Origin of the sequence: Bacteroides sp. AM23-12 (assembly GCF_003434395.1) — a bacterium.
GTDB classification, from domain to species: Bacteria; Bacteroidota; Bacteroidia; order Bacteroidales; family Bacteroidaceae; genus Bacteroides; species Bacteroides thetaiotaomicron.
Map to the genome: position 1 here is coordinate 1 of NZ_QTLF01000031.1, position 18,001 is coordinate 18,001.

The window sequence follows — 18,001 nt, forward strand, 5'->3', positions numbered from 1 at the left end:
AAATGAATAAATGGATCGTCCGCTGTCCCGGTCTTCAGGAACGCCTGCTCGATCTGGGCTATCAGCCGCAGCACCGTTCTTACACTCCGCTGGAGGTAAGAGTGATTGTGGATGCGCTGGGAGAACCATGAGCAGGTAATAAGTATTAGGTAACAGGTAATAAGTGTTGGATACTGCGAGGGGCGCTTTGTATTAGCTAAAGCTAAGCTTTAGAGGCCATAAAGCACCGCTTTAGAAGGCGTAAAGCATAGCTTTAGCCTACACAAAACGCTATACTCTGATTTTCATAAAATAACGATAAAAGACGATGTTATCAACAGGTACAGTAGGTACACTTTTACCCGCCCTCCCTAACACACGCACACGCGTGCGTGCGCGTAAGTACCTTTACCGTCAAGATTGACTATCAGTCCCTGTTTTACCAGTCGTTTCAGCCAGGTGAGGGCAGTGTTGGGCTTGATTCCCATAGTCGTAGCCTGCTCCAACAACTGTGCACGGGTAAATTGGATACCCAGTGCCTCAAAGAATGCGTCACGGTCGGCATTGGCCCTATGGCTGACTTCTGAAGGAGGAAGGAAAGACAAGATATGCGTGGCATGCTGATAGAGTGGTTTCACAAGGTTCAACACAGCCTTAAAATCTTCGGGAGTGATCGTCATATCCCAACGGGTAATGATACCGTCTTTGATATTATCAGTGGCGATTTCCTTGTCCGGTGTAAGCAGGGGATGAGAAGATGCCTGGTATTGATACGGCTGAGGATTTTCAAGAGCACGAAGCATGGCCACTACTGACATGATACGGCAGATGTTGACAGCCATTCGGGCGATGGAACTGTTCATTTCTCTGCCATTGGCAATCGTTGACCGGGTGAATAGTTCGGAAAAGAGATCATTGAACTCCTGTTTCTGTTCATCTGTGAGCCGGAGTGTGTGGAGACCATGTTCCTTGAGTAAGTTCAAGAGCTTTTTCCATTCCAGACCAATGGAGGTGAAGATGGCTTCCAAGTCCGTTTCGTTCTCGTCAAACTGATTGATCCATTGATAGATACCGTGCATATAATAGAACAGCTGGCGTGAAAAAAGTCCGTTCTCTACTGAAGGAATGAGTGGTTTCACCTGTGCGGGTGTCCCCGAAAGCAGGAGAGAGAGGTAACTTTTCTTGTTTTCCCGGTACTCCTGATTGGTACGTCGGTTGTATGCTAACCAGTCATGGTCGAATGCTCTGCGAAGCGTCTCACTCCAGTGACCGTATTCCGAACCGATGGCGGTAGAGATCGTATCCGCCTCGGTTTCGCAGATGAGGCCTGTTCCGTTGTTATCCATAATATTTTGAAGGATACCGGTACCGGTATTGTTGCCGGAGATGAGGAACATTCTGTTTAAAGGCATTTCGGGGATTTCCGCTTTGGCACGCTCTTTGCCCATCATTTCGTAGGCGACTTTTGCCTTTTTGTAGACATTCATCTCTTTTTCAACTTGTTGGCGGATATCATCGTGGATAGGCATAACGAGCAGGCGGATGAGTGATAGTACTCCCTTGCCCGAGGCTGCCGGAGCTACAATGAAGGATTGCATGCAGGGCGATTGGTATTTGCCGGCATAATGACATCTCACGTATCGTTCCATGGTGGCACCCAGGGCAGTCAATGCTCCGAGCAAGAGTACGTCTTTTTGAGTGACGGTAGTACCATAACTTATGATGCGTAGCAGTAGCTTCGGCCAGTCTTCTAAGGTGAAAGTAGGTAATGGGTGATGCGGGTCGCTGCCTTCCAGCAGTTCTTCTGATTCACTCTTTTCTTCTTCTACTTTATTATATACGTGCGCGTGTGTGGAAAAATTGTGCGGTGAACTTTCTGTACCTACTGTACCCGTCCGGTTGTTCATAACTTTCTTCCGGTCTTCCCTGCAGATTTTTACTCCTGTCGATTCAGCGAGGTGAAATGCCGTTCCGAGATGTATTGCTCCCTGCTGTTTCGTGAGTGCATTGGAAAACATTCGTTCGGCATGGGCGGATTGATACTTGGCGGAAATCCGGCACAGGCGATGAAAAAACTCCCGTCCTGCTTCACCACAGTCCGTTGCGATGGCGAATGCTAATTGTACGTACTCGGCGTAAGTGGGTGCAATGTCGGCACCTGCTGTTTCGACTGCTTCGGTGAGGAGGCGTAAAGATTCAATATCGGTCATTTTTTGATAATTGACAATTGACAAATGATAATTGACAATTGAAGTTTGATCATTCGTGATTATAATTTAATATTCTCTGAATAGTGCTTGTGGGTCATGGCTGAGGAAGCAGGCTCTTACGATGTCTTTGCCGGAGGTGTCTACGGCTTTTTGAACTGTTTCGATGGAGTTGTTCATTTCTGATCCGTAGGTCATTTCTACGTATTCCATTGCCCAGCTCATACTCTCTCTTACATTACGGCTCTGATCGTCTGTGTACAGGTTGCTGTAAGGTACGAATGTTTTCACACCCCGGTTGCTGGGACTGATAAATGCGAGTACAGGGTGGAGAAAAGGATCGTCGAACAGTGTACGACGCATTTCTACGGCTTTCTGATAGGAGTCGAGGTTATCTATATCTACCACTACGAGTCCGGAAGGAGATGCGAAGAATTTACTGTTCCGGCGGATGAATGTGCCGCACGGAGTCACGTATGGCAGCAAGGATGTTTTCGCCATTCGTATATCTTCGGCGCTGCGCACCTGTTCGGTCAGTGCTTTGAGATTTTCATTGCAGGTGATCATCTGATATACTTGCTCTACTGAGACTTCGCAGAAGGGAGTGAGAGTGGCGGGTGTAACGGTTTGTCCTTGTTCGTTCCTGATGGGAGCAATCGGGGGCATGAAATAAGACATTCTGAAAAAGTTTTGCATAGAATACTTCTATTAGGACGTTTAATAAATGACTTTGACTTTCAAAGCATGGTGCGAAAGTAAGACAAATAAAATAAGTCGAGTTCAGATATGTCTGAAGTAGTGTGAAAATGTTTAATATATAAGACGTGTTTTTAACTAATAATAAGAAAAATGGAAAATAAAATCGTGCATCCTAAACTCGGTGAGTTTATTGAAAAGGTGCTTAAAGTAGCACATGTGAATCTTTCAAAAATGTGTCAAGAGATACATATGGGACCTGCTACTTACCAAAAGGTAAAAAAGGGGAAGAAAAAGCTCTGATTCATTATGAGCGTATTCTTGAATATTATTATAGGACTCGCACCGAAGAAGAGTTTTTGGAGAAAGTGAATGAGTGGGCAAAACTTTATATTCGATATAAGAAGGAGAAGAATGACATTTGAATATTGGAATTTTTTAGTAGCTTTGTGAAAAAGAAAGTTGTTATGGAAGATTTGCAGAGATTATATCCTATAGGGATACAGACATTTTCTAAGATTCGTGAGGGAAATTTCCTCTATGTAGATAAGACAGAATACGTTTACCGGATGACGCATTCTGCTTCCAGTTATATGTTCCTGAGCCGTCCGCGTCGTTTTGGTAAATCATTGTTAACCTCTACGTTGCATAGCTATTTCTCCGGTCGTGAAGAACTGTTTCGTGGATTGGCGATGGAGAAGCTGGAGAAAGAATGGATACAGTATCCGGTTCTGCACTTCGATATGAGTATGGCCAAGCACGTGGACAAAGATAAACTGATGAATCTTTTAGACTTCATGCTAACAGAACACGAACGTACACTAGGGATTGATGCAGCAGGTACAGACCCTAATTTGCGCCTGACTAATCTGATAAAACGTGCTTATGAACAGACTGGCAGGAAGGTCGTGGTCCTTATTGATGAATATGACGCTCCTTTGCTGGATGTGGTACACGAACGGGAGAACTTGGGGGTATTGCGTGACGTTATGCGTAACTTCTATAGTCCGTTGAAAGCCTGTGATCCTTATTTGCGCTATGTGTTTCTTACAGGTATCACTAAATTCTCACAGCTCAGCATTTTCAGTGAACTCAATAACATCAAAAATATCAGCATGGATGAACCTTATGCTGCCATTTGTGGCATAACGGAGAATGAGATACTTACCCAAATGAAAGAAGATGTGGATAGGATGGCTGTCAAATTGAATATTACTGCGGAGGAAGTACTGGCTAAGTTGAAAGAGAATTATGACGGCTATCATTTCACTTATCCATCGCCCGACATCTATAATCCATTCAGTCTGCTCAATGCTTTTGCAGATGGGAAATTTAATTCTTATTGGTTTGGTAGCGGCACTCCTACCTATCTGATAAAGATGCTGGATAAGTTTGGAGTAGAGCCTTCTGAAATAGGAAATAAATTGGCGGCGGTCGAAGAATTTGATGCTCCCACTGAAACGATGAGTAGCATTACTCCATTGCTGTATCAAAGCGGCTATGTCACTATCAAGGATTACGATAAGGAATTGGAACTATATACGTTGGATATTCCTAATAAAGAGGTGAGGGTGGGATTGATGCGAAGCTTGTTGCCTTATTATGTAACCAATGACACACGTGAGGCGACGAACATGGTGGCTTTTATTTCCCGTGATATCCGGAAAGGTGATATGGACGCGGCATTACGGCGTTTGCAAACCTTTCTGTCTACTATACCTCAATGCGATCATACAAAGTACGAAGGTCATTACCAGCAGGTATTCTATATCATATTCAGCTTGCTGGGATACTATGTGGATGTCGAAGTACGTACTTCCCGTGGTCGTGTGGATGTAGTGTTGCGTACTGAGGCCACATTATATGTGATGGAATTGAAACTGGATAAGAATGCGACAGTTGCTATGGAACAGATAAATTTAAAGAATTATCCGGAACGCTTTGCTCTATGTGGACTGCCAGTGGTGAAGGTGGCTGTTAATTTTGATAGTGAAAGTGGCACACTGGGGGATTGGATGATTGAAAAATAGAGATTGATAAGTGAATATAAAAAGTGTAAGGACGAAGGCCATTTTCTTTAATTATCAGATTAATAACATTTTAATAACTCCCTAAAATAAAAAGAGCCCCGCAAGGGGCTTTTCCTTTGTCTTTTTAATAGACATGCAAAGAATAATGTGTTTTTTCTTATTGTAACCTTACGATTTATACTTTTTTATTCCTCTCTTAATTAATTTTATCACAAATATTTGGTATTTTCGGACGCTTTTTGGACAAACGACTTGAATTACTAATAGTTTATTATATGGAAAATATCGAAACAGCGATCCTGCTGATGGTGGTCGGCATGGCTACCGTATTTGTTATTCTGCTGATTGTGATTTATTTAGGTAAGTTACTGATTACTCTTGTCAACAAGTATGCTCCCGAAGAAGTGATTCCTGCGAAGAAGGAAGCGCTACAAGGTCCTGCGCCTATTCCGGGTAATATAATGGCGGCTATCACAGCAGCTGTGAATGTGGTGACATTAGGAAAAGGAAAGATTACAAAAGTAGAAAAGTTATAAACCTATCAAAAGTATATCATAGAAAAACATGAAAAGAGAAGTTAAGTTTAGTCTGGTTTTCCGAGATATGTGGCAATCTGCCGGAAAATATGTACCTCGTGTAGACCAACTCGTAAAGGTAGCTCCTGCCATCATTGAAATGGGCTGTTTCGCCCGTGTAGAAACAAATGGCGGAGGTTTTGAACAAGTGAATTTATTGTTTGGTGAAAACCCGAATAGAGCCGTGCGCGAATGGACGAAGCCGTTCCACGAAGCCGGCATACAGACACACATGCTCGACCGTGCATTGAACGGACTCCGTATGAGCCCCGTTCCGGCAGACGTCCGCAAGTTGTTCTACAAAGTAAAGAAAGCACAAGGCACAGATATCACCCGTACATTCTGCGGATTGAACGACGTACGCAATATCGCTCCTTCCATCACGTATGCCAAAGAGGCAGGCATGATCTCACAGTGTTCACTCTGTATCACCCATTCGCCGATCCACACGGTAGAGTACTACACCAATATGGCGTTAGAACTTATCAAGCTGGGGGCGGACGAGATTTGCATCAAAGACATGGCAGGTATCGGTCGCCCCGTTTCATTGGGCAAGATCGTGGCCAATATCAAAGCGGCACATCCTGAAATTCCTATTCAGTATCATAGTCATGCCGGTCCCGGTTTCAACATGGCAAGCATCCTCGAAGTATGCGAAGCCGGTTGCGACTACATTGACGTAGGTATGGAACCGCTTTCATGGGGTACGGGACACGCCGATCTTCTCAGCGTACAGGCTATGCTGAAAGATGCCGGATATCAGGTACCGGAAATCAATATGGAAGCCTACATGAAAGTGCGTGCGCTGATTCAGGAATTTATGGATGACTTCCTCGGCTTGTATATCAGCCCGAAGAACCGTCTGATGAACTCGCTGCTGATCGGTCCGGGACTTCCTGGCGGTATGATGGGTAGTCTGATGGCTGACCTCGAATCGAATCTGGAATCTATCAACAAGTATAAAGCCAAACATAACCTGCCGTTTATGACACAGGATCAGCTGCTGATCAAGCTATTCAACGAAGTGGCGTATGTATGGCCCCGCGTCGGTTATCCTCCATTGGTAACTCCGTTCAGCCAGTACGTGAAGAACCTTGCCATGATGAATGTGATGGCAATGGAGAAAGGCAAGGAACGCTGGGGAATGATTGCCGACGATATCTGGGATATGCTGCTAGGTAAAGCAGGACGCCTGCCGGGTACACTGGCTCCCGAAATCATCGAGAAAGCCGAACGTGAAGGACGTAAATTCTTCGAAGGTAATCCGCAGGACAATTACCCCGACTCACTCGACAAGTATCGCAAGCTGATGAAGGAAAACAAATGGGAAGTGGGAGAGGACGACGAAGAACTCTTCGAATATGCCATGCATCCGGCTCAGTATGAGGCTTACAAGAGTGGAAAAGCGAAGGAAGACTTCCTGGCAGACGTGGCAAAACGTCGTGCAGAGAAAGATAAATCGCCGGAAGAAGATGCAAAACCAAAAACACTGACTGTACAGGTGGACGGACAGGCTTATCGTGTGACGGTAGCATACGGAGATGCCGAACTGCTTGCTGCACCTGTAGCTGCAGCTCCGGCAGGAGAGGGCAAAGATGTTCTTTCTCCGCTGGAAGGTAAATTCTTCCTGGTGAAGAATGCGCAGGAATCTGCCTTGAAAGTTGGCGATGCGGTGAAAGAGGGCGATGTGCTTTGTTATGTGGAAGCAATGAAGACTTACAACGCTATCCGTGCCGAATTTAGCGGTACGATAACTGCTATCTGCGCTAATCCGGGAGACACTGTTTCAGAAGATGATGTATTAATGAAGATAGGATAATGAACGAGATATTTGAGAACTTATATGACATGACTGCGTTCAGCAATATCATTGCCGAACCGCAGTTTCTGATAATGTATGCCATCGCGTTCGTCCTGCTTTATCTGGGTATCAAGAAACAGTACGAACCGTTGCTGCTTGTTCCGATTGCTTTCGGTGTGTTGCTTGCCAACTTCCCCGGAGGAGATATGGGAGTGATACAGGCAGACGAGAATGGTATGGTGATGATAAACGGTGTGATGAAGAATATCTGGGAAATGCCTTTGCATGACATTGCGCATGAACTGGGAATTATGAACTTCATCTATTATATGCTGATCAAGACCGGGTTCCTGCCTCCGATCATCTTTATGGGGGTCGGTGCGTTGACGGACTTCGGACCGATGTTGCGTAATCTGCATCTTTCCATCTTTGGAGCTGCTGCACAGTTAGGTATCTTTACTGTTCTGTTGGTAGCCATCCTGATGGGATTCACTCCGCAAGAAGCTGCTTCACTGGGTATTATCGGTGGTGCGGACGGACCGACAGCCATCTTTACAACGATCAAGCTGGCTCCGCATTTGCTGGGTCCGATCGCTATTGCCGCTTATTCTTATATGGCACTGGTGCCTGTGATCATTCCGTTGGTAGTGAAGCTGTTCTGTACTAAGAAAGAACTGAGCATCAACATGAAGGAACAGGAAAAGAAATATCCTTCGAAGACGGAAATCAAGAATCTGCGTGTACTGAAGATTATTTTCCCGATTGTAGTGACTACGATTGTAGCTCTCTTCGTCCCAAGTGCAGTACCTTTGATCGGTATGCTGATGTTCGGTAATCTGGTGAAAGAAATCGGAAGCAATACTTTCCGTCTGTTCGACGCTGCTTCCAACAGTATCATGAATGCTGCTACTATCTTCCTCGGACTTTCGGTAGGTGCAACCATGACGGCTGAAGCCTTCTTGAACTGGACGACAATCGGTATTGTCATCGGTGGTTTCCTTGCATTTGCTCTTTCTATTACCGGTGGTATCTTCTTTGTGAAGTTAGTGAATCTATTCTCCAAGAAGAAGATTAATCCGCTGATCGGAGCGACCGGACTGAGTGCCGTTCCGATGGCAAGCCGTGTGGCGAATGAGATTGCGTTGAAATACGATCCGAAGAATCATGTATTGCAGTATTGTATGGCAAGTAACATCTCAGGGGTAATCGGCTCGGCAGTAGCTGCAGGTGTACTGATCTCCTTCCTTGCATAATAAAAAGAACAACCAATAAAGATTAGGCACGGATTACGCGGATAAACACGGTTTTTAGTTACTCAACTCTTAAAACCGTGAAATCCGTGTCATCCGTGCCTAATTTTGTTTTTATCTATTCGCTGGTCACCTTCTTGTATTCAGCCACAGCCATCTTCTCTGCCAGATAAGCATTGATCAGATTGGTGTGTGCTTGCGTCCATGACAACTGGGCGGAAAGTACATCTACCATGCTCGCTTTTCCTTCATTGTAGGAGAAAGTGGCCAGATCCAGATTCTCATTTGCCAGACTCATGTTTTCTTTCGCTGTTTTCACCTGAGATTCTGTTTCCGTCAGTTTGGTGAGAGCTGCCGACAGTTCTTCGTTGATATTGTCCGTCATATAACTCTGTTGCAACTTTTGTATTCCGATATATGCCTTCTGCTGCCGGTTCGTCTTGAAACGGGCTCCCCAGCGGAAAATGGGAATATTCAGATTGACTCCTACGATGGGATTGAAAGATACGTCGTATCCCAAGTTGGGTGTGGCCGTTGCCCAGCCACCGCTGAAATACATGTTTAATTGGGGATTGAACTGGCTGAGAGCCGCTTTACGTTGTGCCTGGCTCTTCATGATGTTTACTTCCGTACTGGCATAATCGGCACGTCGTTGCAAAACATCTTCCAGAGGCAGTATCCGGACAGGAGCGGAGATCATTCCGATGTTGTACAGGCTGTCTACAGGAGTATTCGGTGCTTCTCCCATCAGAATATTCAGTTGTTGCAGCGCTAATGTATAATTCTGGCGGGCTTTGATATACTGCAGTTCCGCTTCTTTCAGCCGGGTGGAAATCATCAGAAGATCTGTACGGCTGATCATTCCGTCATCGAAACGGTCCTGAATAATGTCATATTGCTGTTTGACAATGCTCTGGTATTTGTCGGCCGCTTGTAGCATGGCTTTTGAAGCGGAGGCATTCCAGTAGACAGCATCACTTTGATAGTGAATCTGGTCTAACGTGAGTTCCTCGTTCAGTTGGTTCAGCTTTTCGTCTGCCTTCGCTATCTGATGTTGGGCATTGAGCGCACCGCCTGTGTAGAGTGGCTGTGATACGACAAATACTCCCTGGTAGGTATGGTTGCGGTATTCGCCCACCGGTTCGTTCCATGCGCTAAGGTCGCTCATGTTCAGGGTACCGTCTGCATTTACGTCGATTTTCGGCAGGAAACCTGTATGGGCTATCTTTCGCGCCTCCGAACTGGCCAATGTCTTTAGTTTTTGTTGTTTCAATATCTGGCTGTAAGCCTCCACTTTTTCGCGGTAGGCGTCCTGACTCAGGCAGGGCTGTTGCGCCCAGGCTGTGGAGCCAAGGAGCAACAGTGAAAATAGTATGAGTTGGGTTTTCATTTCTTTCATGGATAATCTTTTTAGTTGACAATTGACAGTTGACAATTGACAATTGTCAGTTGATGGTTATTGTTCTCCTTTGATCCGGTGGATGGCGCAATAGGCTACAGGAAGGACGAATAGTGTCAATGCCGAGGCTACTAACAGTCCGCCCATGATGGTGGCGGCCATTCCGCCGAACATGGCGTCGAACAGTAGCGGCAACATACCCAGAATCGTTGTTCCGGAGGCCATCGCTACCGGAATGATGCGACTGGTCGTGGCACTGATGACTGCGTCCAGCGGTTTTTTGCCTGCTGCTGTTTCCAAATCGATTTGGTCTACCAGTACGATAGCGTTCTTGATGTTCATACCAATCAGACCTAGCAGACCCAATATGGAGAAGAAGTCGAACGACTTGCCGAGTACGAGCAGTCCCAACACGATACCGATGAAGATCAGCGGCAGCATTAACAGGATGACGGTCGGCTTGCGATACGTCTTGAACAAGAAGAGCAGCGTCACAAACATCAGGAAGAATGTCAGCGGTAAGTTTTTGGCCAGCGCTTCATTCGATTCCACCTGACTTTCCTGTTCACCGAAATACTTCATGGTATATCCTTCCGGTATTTTTATCTCTTGCTGTACTTGCGACCATACCTGGTTGAAAGCGGAAATCGCATTGGTTCCGCGACGCGGGTCGCATTGTGCCATCATCACCATCTGCCGGTTATAGTCTTTCACGTTCGAGAACCGGTACTGGAAGTCAAATTCAGATACTACCTGTTCCAGGCTGGTCGTCTCGTTGCCTGTCCCGAATACGGGCAGTGTGCGCAGATCATTGATCCGGAATGAATCCAGCTGGTTATTTTTCAATAGGATAGGAAGTACCTGATCTCCCTGCCGGTATTCTCCCAAAGTCATTCCCGTGGTACCGATCTGAATGCTCTGTGCCATTCCCTGTCGGGATACACCCAGCGGTTGTGCCCGTTCCGGGCTGTAAACCGGTTTCCAGACGGGTATCTTGTTTCCCCACGAATTGCGGATATTAATTAAATCCGGATTCTGGTGCATAATGGCTATTGCCTGATTGGTAAGTGATACAAGCGTATCCACATTCGGACCGATAAAGCCGATTTCGATAGCCGCATCCACTGCGGGGGACAGTTTGAACAAGCTGGTCCGTGTGATTGCACTCGGATAATTGGCTTTCATATATCCGTCAAAATCTTCTTCGTATTCTTTCGTATATTTACTGTCTGTCAGTTCGACGAGTACATTGGCAAAATTCGGTTTCGGACCTACGGAAGTGGAGGCAAGGTAATACCTTAGCGGGGTGCTGCCGAATGTGATGGATACCTTTTTTACTTCCGGCTGCTTCGCCAGGTGCTCTTCTACCGATTTCATCTCTTTCACTACGTCATTGATGCTGTATCCGTCCGGATAGAATACATCCGCCCGGAAATAAGGCTTATCGAGCGACGGGAAGAAGTTCTGCGGCATCGTTCCCATAATAATGAGCGAGATGATGAAGAGGATCACCATGGATACCAGTGTCACTGCTTTCTTGCGGATCAATACTCCGAGAACGGAAGCGAACTTATGATAGAACGGCTTGTCGTATGGATCTTTCGTGCTGTCGCCTGTTTTGGCTTTCAGAATGAAATTTCCGAATACGGTAGTCTGCGTCAGGGCAAGTACCCAGCTCAGTCCTAGTGAAATGGCAAGTACCACAAACAGCGGTTTTACGATTTCCGCTACAGCAGAGGGAGCAAGGTAAAGCGGCAGGAAGGAGCAGATGGCAATGAAAGTTGCTCCGAGCAAGCCCCATTGTGGTCCGGTTGCTCCGTCTATCAGGGCTTTCCGTCGGTTTATACCTCGGGCAATGGCTATTTGGGCGTTGTCCGTCACTACGATGGCGTTGTCCACCAGCATACCCATGGCGATGATAAATCCTGCCAGGGACGTTCTGTTGAGTCCGACGCCGAAGAAAGACATGATGAGCAGTGTACCTCCGATAGAGAAAATCAGCGAAGAGCCGATGAGCAGACCGGCACGGAGTCCCATCACCAGCATGATAATGACAATCACGATCAGGATGGATTCGATCAGGTTGATGATAAATCCGTTGTTGGCTTCGTTGGCGATCTCGTTTTCGAGGTAGAGGCTTTGCAGTTCCAGTCCCACAGGCATGAGGGGGAGGAGCTCGTTCAGTTTTACTTTTACGTTCTCACCCGTCTGCACTACATCTCTTTGCGGGTCGGTGGAAACACCGATGCCGATAGCCCGTTTCCCGTTCACATGCATGATGTTGGATGGAGGGTCGAGATAACCTTTCTCGATCACGGCTATGTCGCCCAGTTTCACCTGTCCGGCTTTGGTGGTGATTACCTGGTTGCGGATATCGTCTATGTTGGCATACATTCCGTTGGCTGTTACCCGTAACTGCTGTACGCCTGCACGGATTTCTCCGGTGTTGATAATCTGGTTCTGCGATTGCAGAAGGTTGGCCAGCTGTTTGGGATCGATTCCCATTCCCACCAGTTTGTTGGTAGAAACGAAGATGTTGACTACTTCCGTCTGTACGCCGAACAGTGCTACTTTCATCACGCCGTCTGCTGTGACAACCTGCGTCTTGATCCTTTCCGCCCAGTTACGCATTTCCTCATAAGTGAAGCCGTCATCTGCCGTCAGTCCATAATAAATGCCGAATACGTCGCCGAAATCATCGGAGACGGTCGGGGTGGAAGCACCGCTGGGCAGCTGCGGCTGAATATTGAGCACTTTGCGTCGCAGTTCGTCCCATTTCTGAGGGATGGAACTGGCGGAAAGTGAGGGTTGCAGTTCGAACGTGATTTTGGAGAGCCCGTACATGGACTCTGATTTTATCTTGTACACGCCGCTCATACTTTGTATCTCACGGGAGATAGGCTCTGTGATCAGCCGTTCTACTTCTGCCGGTTCGGCTCCCGGATAGCGTGTCATGATGACCGCTGATTTGATAACGAAGGGGGCATCTTCTTTCTTGCCCAGCTTTCCGAAGGAGGTAATACCTCCAATCAGCAGTACGGCAAGGAAGAAATAGATGATCTTCGTGTTATCCAGTGAATATTTTGCTAAGTTCATTTGTCTATTGATTTAATACTTTCTCCTTCTACCAACTGGTATACTCCTGCTATGACGATTTGTTCTCCGGGTTTCAGTCCTTCGGACACGAGTACTTGCGCCTCTCCTGTGGGGGCATTGACGACGATTTTGCGTTTGTGCACTTTGTTGTCCTCTACTACCCAGACATACATGTTGTTTCCGTCACTTTCGCCGAAAACAGCACTGAGCGGGATGATTGTCCAGCTATCCTGCACCAGTGGGCCTACATCGGCTGTGAAACGGATGCTGCAAGTGAAGCCGGGCTTCACGGCATATAAGTCCCGGTCGAATGAAGGGTCGTCGATAGTGATGCTGACCGGAATACCCGTTCCTTCGGTGGATATGTCCAGATATTCCTCCAGTCTCGCCTTGAACACATGGCCCTTGAAGGTATCAAACTCTACAAGGAAACGGGGATCTTTGGCACGGAGGAGATAAAGATATGCATCCGGTATGGTGAACTTGATACGCAGGTTCTGTGTGTTGACCAGTTGTACGATCCCTTCTCCTGAATTGACACGCTGGTAGTTCTCCACCAGCCGCTTCTCGATAGAACCGTCGAAAGGGGCCGTCAGTTTGGTGTCACGCATGTTGTTGCTGGACAGTTCGTACTCCGATTTTGCTTTCTGATAATTGGAAAGGCTGATTTCATACTCCTGCACGGAGATCGCTTGCCGGGAGAGCAGGCGCTTGTTGCGTTCCACTTGTGCGGAAGCCGTTTCGTAGGCAGACTTGGTGGCAGCATACTGCAATGCGATATCTCTGGGATCGATAGCTGCAATCAGTTGCCCTTTTTTCACTTTCTCTCCTTCGATAACAGGCAGGCTGATGATCTGTCCGCTGACGCGGAATGCCAGTTTGACATACTCCACTGCTTCTACAATGCCGGAGAAGTCTTTTCTGATTACTGACCTTGATTCGACAATAGTTGTCTTAACAGGTCGGGTGGCGGGTGCCGTCATCTCTTTTTTTTGCCCGCAGCCTTGAAATAGGATGGCTGCGAGTGCAATCACATAGATATTTTTCATAAGTCGTTCATTGTTTGGGAAGTAAACAATTTGATACTTGACTATGTTCAGTAGAGACGGGTATATTAGAAATGTGAAATTAGTATCAACATTAAAGGAAAATGATTGTTTATAGATAAAAAATGCCTTTTCTGTTGATTTTATCAGAGATTATTCCCACTTTTGCACCGCACTAGTATTACAGTCGCGGAATGCGATATGAGAATTTAATTCTCGAATTTAAGCTACGAGCATGTGGGAATATGCTCGTGGCTTCCTTAGATATACGGTTCTGTCCCCCGTGTGGAGCGTTAATGCGCCCACTGTATCTCATCCCTCGTGGACTGTAATATGTAGTGCAACGGGTCAGCAGGACCGTCTTTTTTGCCTGCTGAATATTATTATATATAATAGGAAGTATTTCTCCTGAATAGTACTATTTAATAAACCATCATTTTTCAGGAGATCAGACAATATAATGGTATGGTATATTCCCTTAACTATACCATTTTTATATTACCTGGTAATAGTTCCCCTTAGCCAGTTAATATACGGACCGCACTACTCTGTGAAGAATGGTGCGGTCCTTTAGTTTATCTATGAAACGAAAAAGAGGAAATTTCCAACCGGAAATCTCCTCTTTTTTCATCTTAACGAAAGATTGAATTATTTCTTCTTACGGTCACCGTAACGGCTCATGAACTTATCAACGCGACCTGCAGTATCTACCAATGTAGATTTACCTGTATAGAACGGGTGAGAAGTGTTAGAGATTTCAATCTTCAGCAACGGATAAGTTTCACCTTCGAATTCGATGGTTTCTTTAGTTGCTACAGTTGATTTAGACAAAAACATATCACCATTTGACATATCTTTGAATACTACCGGACGGTATGATTCTGGATGAAGGCCTTTTTTCATTTCAGTATCTGTTTTTTTAATTTATATTCTGTTACTATTTTGGTAAGAAATAGTGTAATGGTCATTTTCAGAGCGCAAAGATAGCACATTTCTCCGGAATAGAAAAAACTTTGCTGAAAAAACTTCTGTGAATTATGCTATTTCTATGAATTATATGATTGGCACGAAAAGAATGTCTTGTGCTTTTTATGGTATAATACCTGTTTTGGGATAGAACCTTTCAGCCGTTTATTTGCTAGGTGGACATTACAATCTAATGTCAGACCCGCTTACGGATGAATATTTGCTGATCGATTTAAACCTTTTTCTATTATATTTTTCTTTCCGATGCTCGTTATTCGGTGGATAATGCTTACTTTTGCGTAGAATTTTAATTCACTAACAATAAACTTTAAACAAAATGGTTAATTACAAAGACTTAGGATTGGTAAACACAAGAGACATGTTTGCTAAGGCTATTAAGGGTGGATACGCTATCCCAGCATTCAACTTCAACAATATGGAACAGATGCAGGCTATCATCAAGGCTGCAGTAGAAACAAAATCTCCGGTGATTCTTCAGGTTTCTAAAGGTGCTCGTCAGTATGCTAACGCTACTTTGTTGCGTTACATGGCTCAGGGTGCTGTAGAGTACGCAAAAGAATTAGGTTGCGCACATCCTGAAATCGTTCTTCACCTTGACCACGGAGATACTTTTGAAACTTGCAAATCTTGCATCGATTCAGGTTTCTCTTCAGTTATGATCGACGGTTCTCATCTTCCTTACGAAGAAAACGTTGCTTTGACTAAGAAGGTGGTTGAATACGCTCATCAGTTCGACGTAACAGTTGAAGGTGAACTTGGTGTATTGGCAGGTGTAGAAGATGAAGTTTCTTCTGACCACCACACATACACTGACCCTGAAGAAGTAATCGATTTCGCTACTCGTACAGGTTGTGACTCATTGGCTATCTCTATCGGTACTTCTCACGGTGCTTACAAGTTTACTCCGGAACAGTGCCACATCGATCCGGCTACCGGTCGTATGGTTCCTCCTCCATTGGCTTTCGAAGTATTGGATGCTGTAATGGAAAAACTTCCGGGATTCCCTATCGTACTTCACGGATCATCTTCAGTTCCTGAAGAAGAAGTTGAAACAATCAACAAGTTTGGTGGTGCTCTGAAAGCTGCTATCGGTATTCCTGAAGAAGAATTGCGTAAAGCTGCCAAGTCTGCTGTTTGCAAAATCAACATCGACTCAGACTCTCGTCTGGCTATGACTGCTGCTATCCGTAAGACTTTCGCTGAAAAACCAGCTGAATTCGACCCACGTAAGTATCTTGGTCCGGCTCGTGACAACATGGAAAAACTGTACAAGCACAAAATCCTTAATGTGCTGGGTTCTGACAACAAATTGGCTGAATAATCACAGATTATCCTATTATATAGAAAGGCTGCAATCGTTTGACGGTTGCAGCCTTTTTACGTAATATTCTCTATCTGCTTATTCCGGTTTCTGAGCGGGCACATTTCCTCCCAAGAAGAAATCTTCTATCTTTTGCTTACTTTGAATGTCTTTCAGCCAGTTAGCTGCAGCATTATAATAATTCTTAGTGCCTAAAACGAGTTCGCCTCGTTCGTTTAGTTTCGCTTCTTCTTCCTTATCTTCTTTCGGGCGTGTTTTTAAGAATGCTTCCAGACAGCGTTCGGTGTTTTTCTTGTCTTTCAGCGAATAGAAATAAATGAAAGCCATATCATAGAGCAGCTTATGATTTTGTTTATCGTATTTCCGGTAGCGTTCTCTGATCGATTCAATCTGCTCTTTAGGCATCTGTGCCATTTTGTAGCAGTCGGTCATGCCAATATAGAGCCGTACCATATTACTGTCTTTGGGAATAGTCAGATCAAGCGCTTTTTCGAGATACTCTACGCCTAACTTCTTCCATGAAGTCTTGGCGCAGGCACGGCCGAGATAATAAAGCAGGTTTACGTTTTCAGGATCATGTTTTCGGGCGGCTTCCAGAAAGTCATGTGCTTCGTAATATTTCTCTTCCGCATAATAGCTGATACCCAGATAATAACAGGTATGAAAAGAACTGTCGCCCTGGCTCACCAGGTATTCATAACGCTGGATAGCGGTAGGATAATCCTTATTCAGACAATATGCCAGTGCATTCTGGCGGTTGACAGCGATGTTGGTGGTGTCAATCTGCCGATATTTCTCCGTGGCTTCAATTGCTTCGTTGAAATAAGAACCGGCTATGTTCAGTGCGGCGAGCTTGGCGGCGGCAAGATAGTCGTCGGGGTATTTCTCCTGTATATTATAGTAGCACCCCGTGGCGGGGAGAAGCTCTCCCATACCTTCGAAACTTTGGGCCTGCAGATGCAAGGCGATGGCGGAACTGTCTTTCTCTGTCATCAGACTACTTTCTCCTAAAGCATCCTGAAACTTCTGTAAAGAGAGCAGTAGTCCGATGTATTGAATACGCACATATTTGTTTTCCGGATTCAGATCGAGTGCCTGTTCATAATATTTCAGTGCCTGTTGGTATTTGGCCAATGAACGGCAGCATTCGGCTGCTTCGATATATGCACGGGTATTGGCAGTGTCATTGGTTATGATTTCCTGATAAGTGGAAAGTGCTTCTGTATTCATCCCAAGTCCCCGTTGTGCTTTACCTTTTTGCAAGAGTAGGGGAATTGTCGGCTTTTCTTTGGCAATGAGAGTGAGAGCTGCCTCGTAATCGTAGTTTGCTATTGCTTCCTGAACATGATTGATGCGCTGCGCCATCACCAGGGTGGTGGTACAAAGGAAGGCGAGGAGAATAATCCGTTTCATAAATATTTATTTTAGTGTGTCGTAACAAAGACGCAAGATGCTAAAAAATATCGTATTTACGAATTATTCGTAGCCTTTTTGGAATAGATTAACGGAATGATAAGAGAAGATAACATAATGATAAGTGCGGATATTGCATCTAAAACAGCAATATCCGCACCTAATATTTTGTCCCGGCATTCCGAATGGAAGCCTGACAGG

Annotated in this window: 14 protein-coding genes; 7 read left to right on the top strand and 7 right to left on the bottom strand. The window is 45.3% G+C overall.

The genetic code is table 11. The features are described from left to right. On the top strand, nucleotides 1–131 hold a 131-nt coding region (locus DW640_RS19000), incomplete at its 5' end, for a DUF4248 domain-containing protein (RefSeq protein WP_117578841.1). A gap of 219 nt (nucleotides 132–350) precedes the next feature. On the opposite strand, the gene DW640_RS19005 is transcribed toward DW640_RS19000, so the two are convergent. Further along, a complete protein-coding gene (locus DW640_RS19005) occupies nucleotides 351–2,189 on the bottom strand; it encodes a DUF3987 domain-containing protein (RefSeq protein WP_113748306.1) in 1,839 nt (612 codons plus the stop codon). Between the two features lie 66 nt (nucleotides 2,190–2,255). Beyond that, entirely contained in the window at nucleotides 2,256–2,882 is a 627-nt protein-coding gene (locus tag DW640_RS19010) for a BT4734/BF3469 family protein (RefSeq protein WP_008767834.1), read from the bottom strand. Between the two features lie 153 nt (nucleotides 2,883–3,035). Between DW640_RS19010 and DW640_RS23810 the strand changes: the two genes are divergently transcribed. From DW640_RS23810 to DW640_RS19035, 5 genes are all read left to right on the top strand, one after another. After that, nucleotides 3,036–3,185 (top strand): hypothetical protein, encoded by a 150-nt coding sequence (locus DW640_RS23810; protein ID WP_008767835.1) that lies wholly within the window; start codon nucleotides 3,036–3,038, stop codon nucleotides 3,183–3,185. Between the two features lie 164 nt (nucleotides 3,186–3,349). Further along, entirely contained in the window at nucleotides 3,350–4,912 is a 1,563-nt protein-coding gene (locus DW640_RS19020; protein WP_008767836.1) for an ATP-binding protein, read from the top strand. A gap of 275 nt (nucleotides 4,913–5,187) precedes the next feature. After that, nucleotides 5,188–5,448, top strand: coding sequence for an OadG family protein (locus DW640_RS19025; RefSeq protein ID WP_008767837.1), 261 nt, complete (start codon nucleotides 5,188–5,190; stop codon nucleotides 5,446–5,448). A gap of 28 nt (nucleotides 5,449–5,476) precedes the next feature. Then, nucleotides 5,477–7,306, top strand: coding sequence for a biotin/lipoyl-containing protein (locus DW640_RS19030; protein WP_008767838.1), 1,830 nt, complete (start codon nucleotides 5,477–5,479; stop codon nucleotides 7,304–7,306). Continuing rightward, on the top strand, nucleotides 7,306–8,541 hold the full coding sequence (locus DW640_RS19035) for a sodium ion-translocating decarboxylase subunit beta (RefSeq protein ID WP_008763355.1): 1,236 nt from the start codon (nucleotides 7,306–7,308) through the stop codon (nucleotides 8,539–8,541). Before DW640_RS19030 ends, DW640_RS19035 begins: the two co-directional genes overlap by 1 nt. A gap of 115 nt (nucleotides 8,542–8,656) precedes the next feature. On the opposite strand, the gene DW640_RS19040 is transcribed toward DW640_RS19035, so the two are convergent. The 4 genes from DW640_RS19040 to DW640_RS19055 form a co-directional block, all read right to left on the bottom strand. Further along, entirely contained in the window at nucleotides 8,657–9,928 is a 1,272-nt protein-coding gene (locus DW640_RS19040) for a TolC family protein (RefSeq protein ID WP_032813712.1), read from the bottom strand. A gap of 66 nt (nucleotides 9,929–9,994) precedes the next feature. Then, the gene (locus DW640_RS19045; RefSeq protein ID WP_048695625.1) at nucleotides 9,995–13,033 is read right to left on the bottom strand and encodes an efflux RND transporter permease subunit; all 3,039 of its coding nucleotides are present in this window, start codon (nucleotides 13,031–13,033) and stop codon (nucleotides 9,995–9,997) included. Beyond that, nucleotides 13,030–14,082, bottom strand: coding sequence for an efflux RND transporter periplasmic adaptor subunit (locus DW640_RS19050; RefSeq protein ID WP_008767840.1), 1,053 nt, complete (start codon nucleotides 14,080–14,082; stop codon nucleotides 13,030–13,032). The genes DW640_RS19045 and DW640_RS19050 overlap by 4 nt, the downstream gene beginning before the upstream one ends. Nucleotides 14,083–14,727: 645 nt before the next feature. After that, on the bottom strand, nucleotides 14,728–14,982 hold the full coding sequence (locus DW640_RS19055; protein ID WP_005678397.1) for a type B 50S ribosomal protein L31: 255 nt from the start codon (nucleotides 14,980–14,982) through the stop codon (nucleotides 14,728–14,730). A gap of 400 nt (nucleotides 14,983–15,382) precedes the next feature. Here DW640_RS19055 and DW640_RS19060 point away from each other — a divergent pair, with 400 nt between their 5' ends. Continuing rightward, nucleotides 15,383–16,387: a class II fructose-bisphosphate aldolase gene (locus DW640_RS19060; protein ID WP_008763359.1), complete on the top strand. Its 1,005-nt coding sequence runs from the start codon at nucleotides 15,383–15,385 to the stop codon at nucleotides 16,385–16,387. A gap of 78 nt (nucleotides 16,388–16,465) precedes the next feature. Here DW640_RS19060 and DW640_RS19065 read toward each other — a convergent pair whose 3' ends face one another. Continuing rightward, nucleotides 16,466–17,800 (bottom strand): tetratricopeptide repeat protein, encoded by a 1,335-nt coding sequence (locus tag DW640_RS19065; RefSeq protein WP_008767841.1) that lies wholly within the window; start codon nucleotides 17,798–17,800, stop codon nucleotides 16,466–16,468. Nucleotides 17,801–18,001 lie beyond the last annotated feature (201 nt).

Coding starts and splice junctions, on each gene's coding strand:
- DW640_RS19040 (WP_032813712.1), bottom strand. CDS start 9,928: ATGAAAACCCAACTCATACTATTTTCACTGTTGCTCCTTGGCTCCACA.
- DW640_RS23810 (WP_008767835.1), top strand. CDS start 3,036: ATGGAAAATAAAATCGTGCATCCTAAACTCGGTGAGTTTATTGAAAAG.
- DW640_RS19030 (WP_008767838.1), top strand. CDS start 5,477: ATGAAAAGAGAAGTTAAGTTTAGTCTGGTTTTCCGAGATATGTGGCAA.
- DW640_RS19035 (WP_008763355.1), top strand. CDS start 7,306: ATGAACGAGATATTTGAGAACTTATATGACATGACTGCGTTCAGCAAT.
- DW640_RS19010 (WP_008767834.1), bottom strand. CDS start 2,882: ATGCAAAACTTTTTCAGAATGTCTTATTTCATGCCCCCGATTGCTCCC.
- DW640_RS19055 (WP_005678397.1), bottom strand. CDS start 14,982: ATGAAAAAAGGCCTTCATCCAGAATCATACCGTCCGGTAGTATTCAAA.
- DW640_RS19065 (WP_008767841.1), bottom strand. CDS start 17,800: ATGAAACGGATTATTCTCCTCGCCTTCCTTTGTACCACCACCCTGGTG.
- DW640_RS19005 (WP_113748306.1), bottom strand. CDS start 2,189: ATGACCGATATTGAATCTTTACGCCTCCTCACCGAAGCAGTCGAAACA.
- DW640_RS19060 (WP_008763359.1), top strand. CDS start 15,383: ATGGTTAATTACAAAGACTTAGGATTGGTAAACACAAGAGACATGTTT.
- DW640_RS19020 (WP_008767836.1), top strand. CDS start 3,350: ATGGAAGATTTGCAGAGATTATATCCTATAGGGATACAGACATTTTCT.
- DW640_RS19045 (WP_048695625.1), bottom strand. CDS start 13,033: ATGAACTTAGCAAAATATTCACTGGATAACACGAAGATCATCTATTTC.
- DW640_RS19025 (WP_008767837.1), top strand. CDS start 5,188: ATGGAAAATATCGAAACAGCGATCCTGCTGATGGTGGTCGGCATGGCT.
- DW640_RS19050 (WP_008767840.1), bottom strand. CDS start 14,082: ATGAAAAATATCTATGTGATTGCACTCGCAGCCATCCTATTTCAAGGC.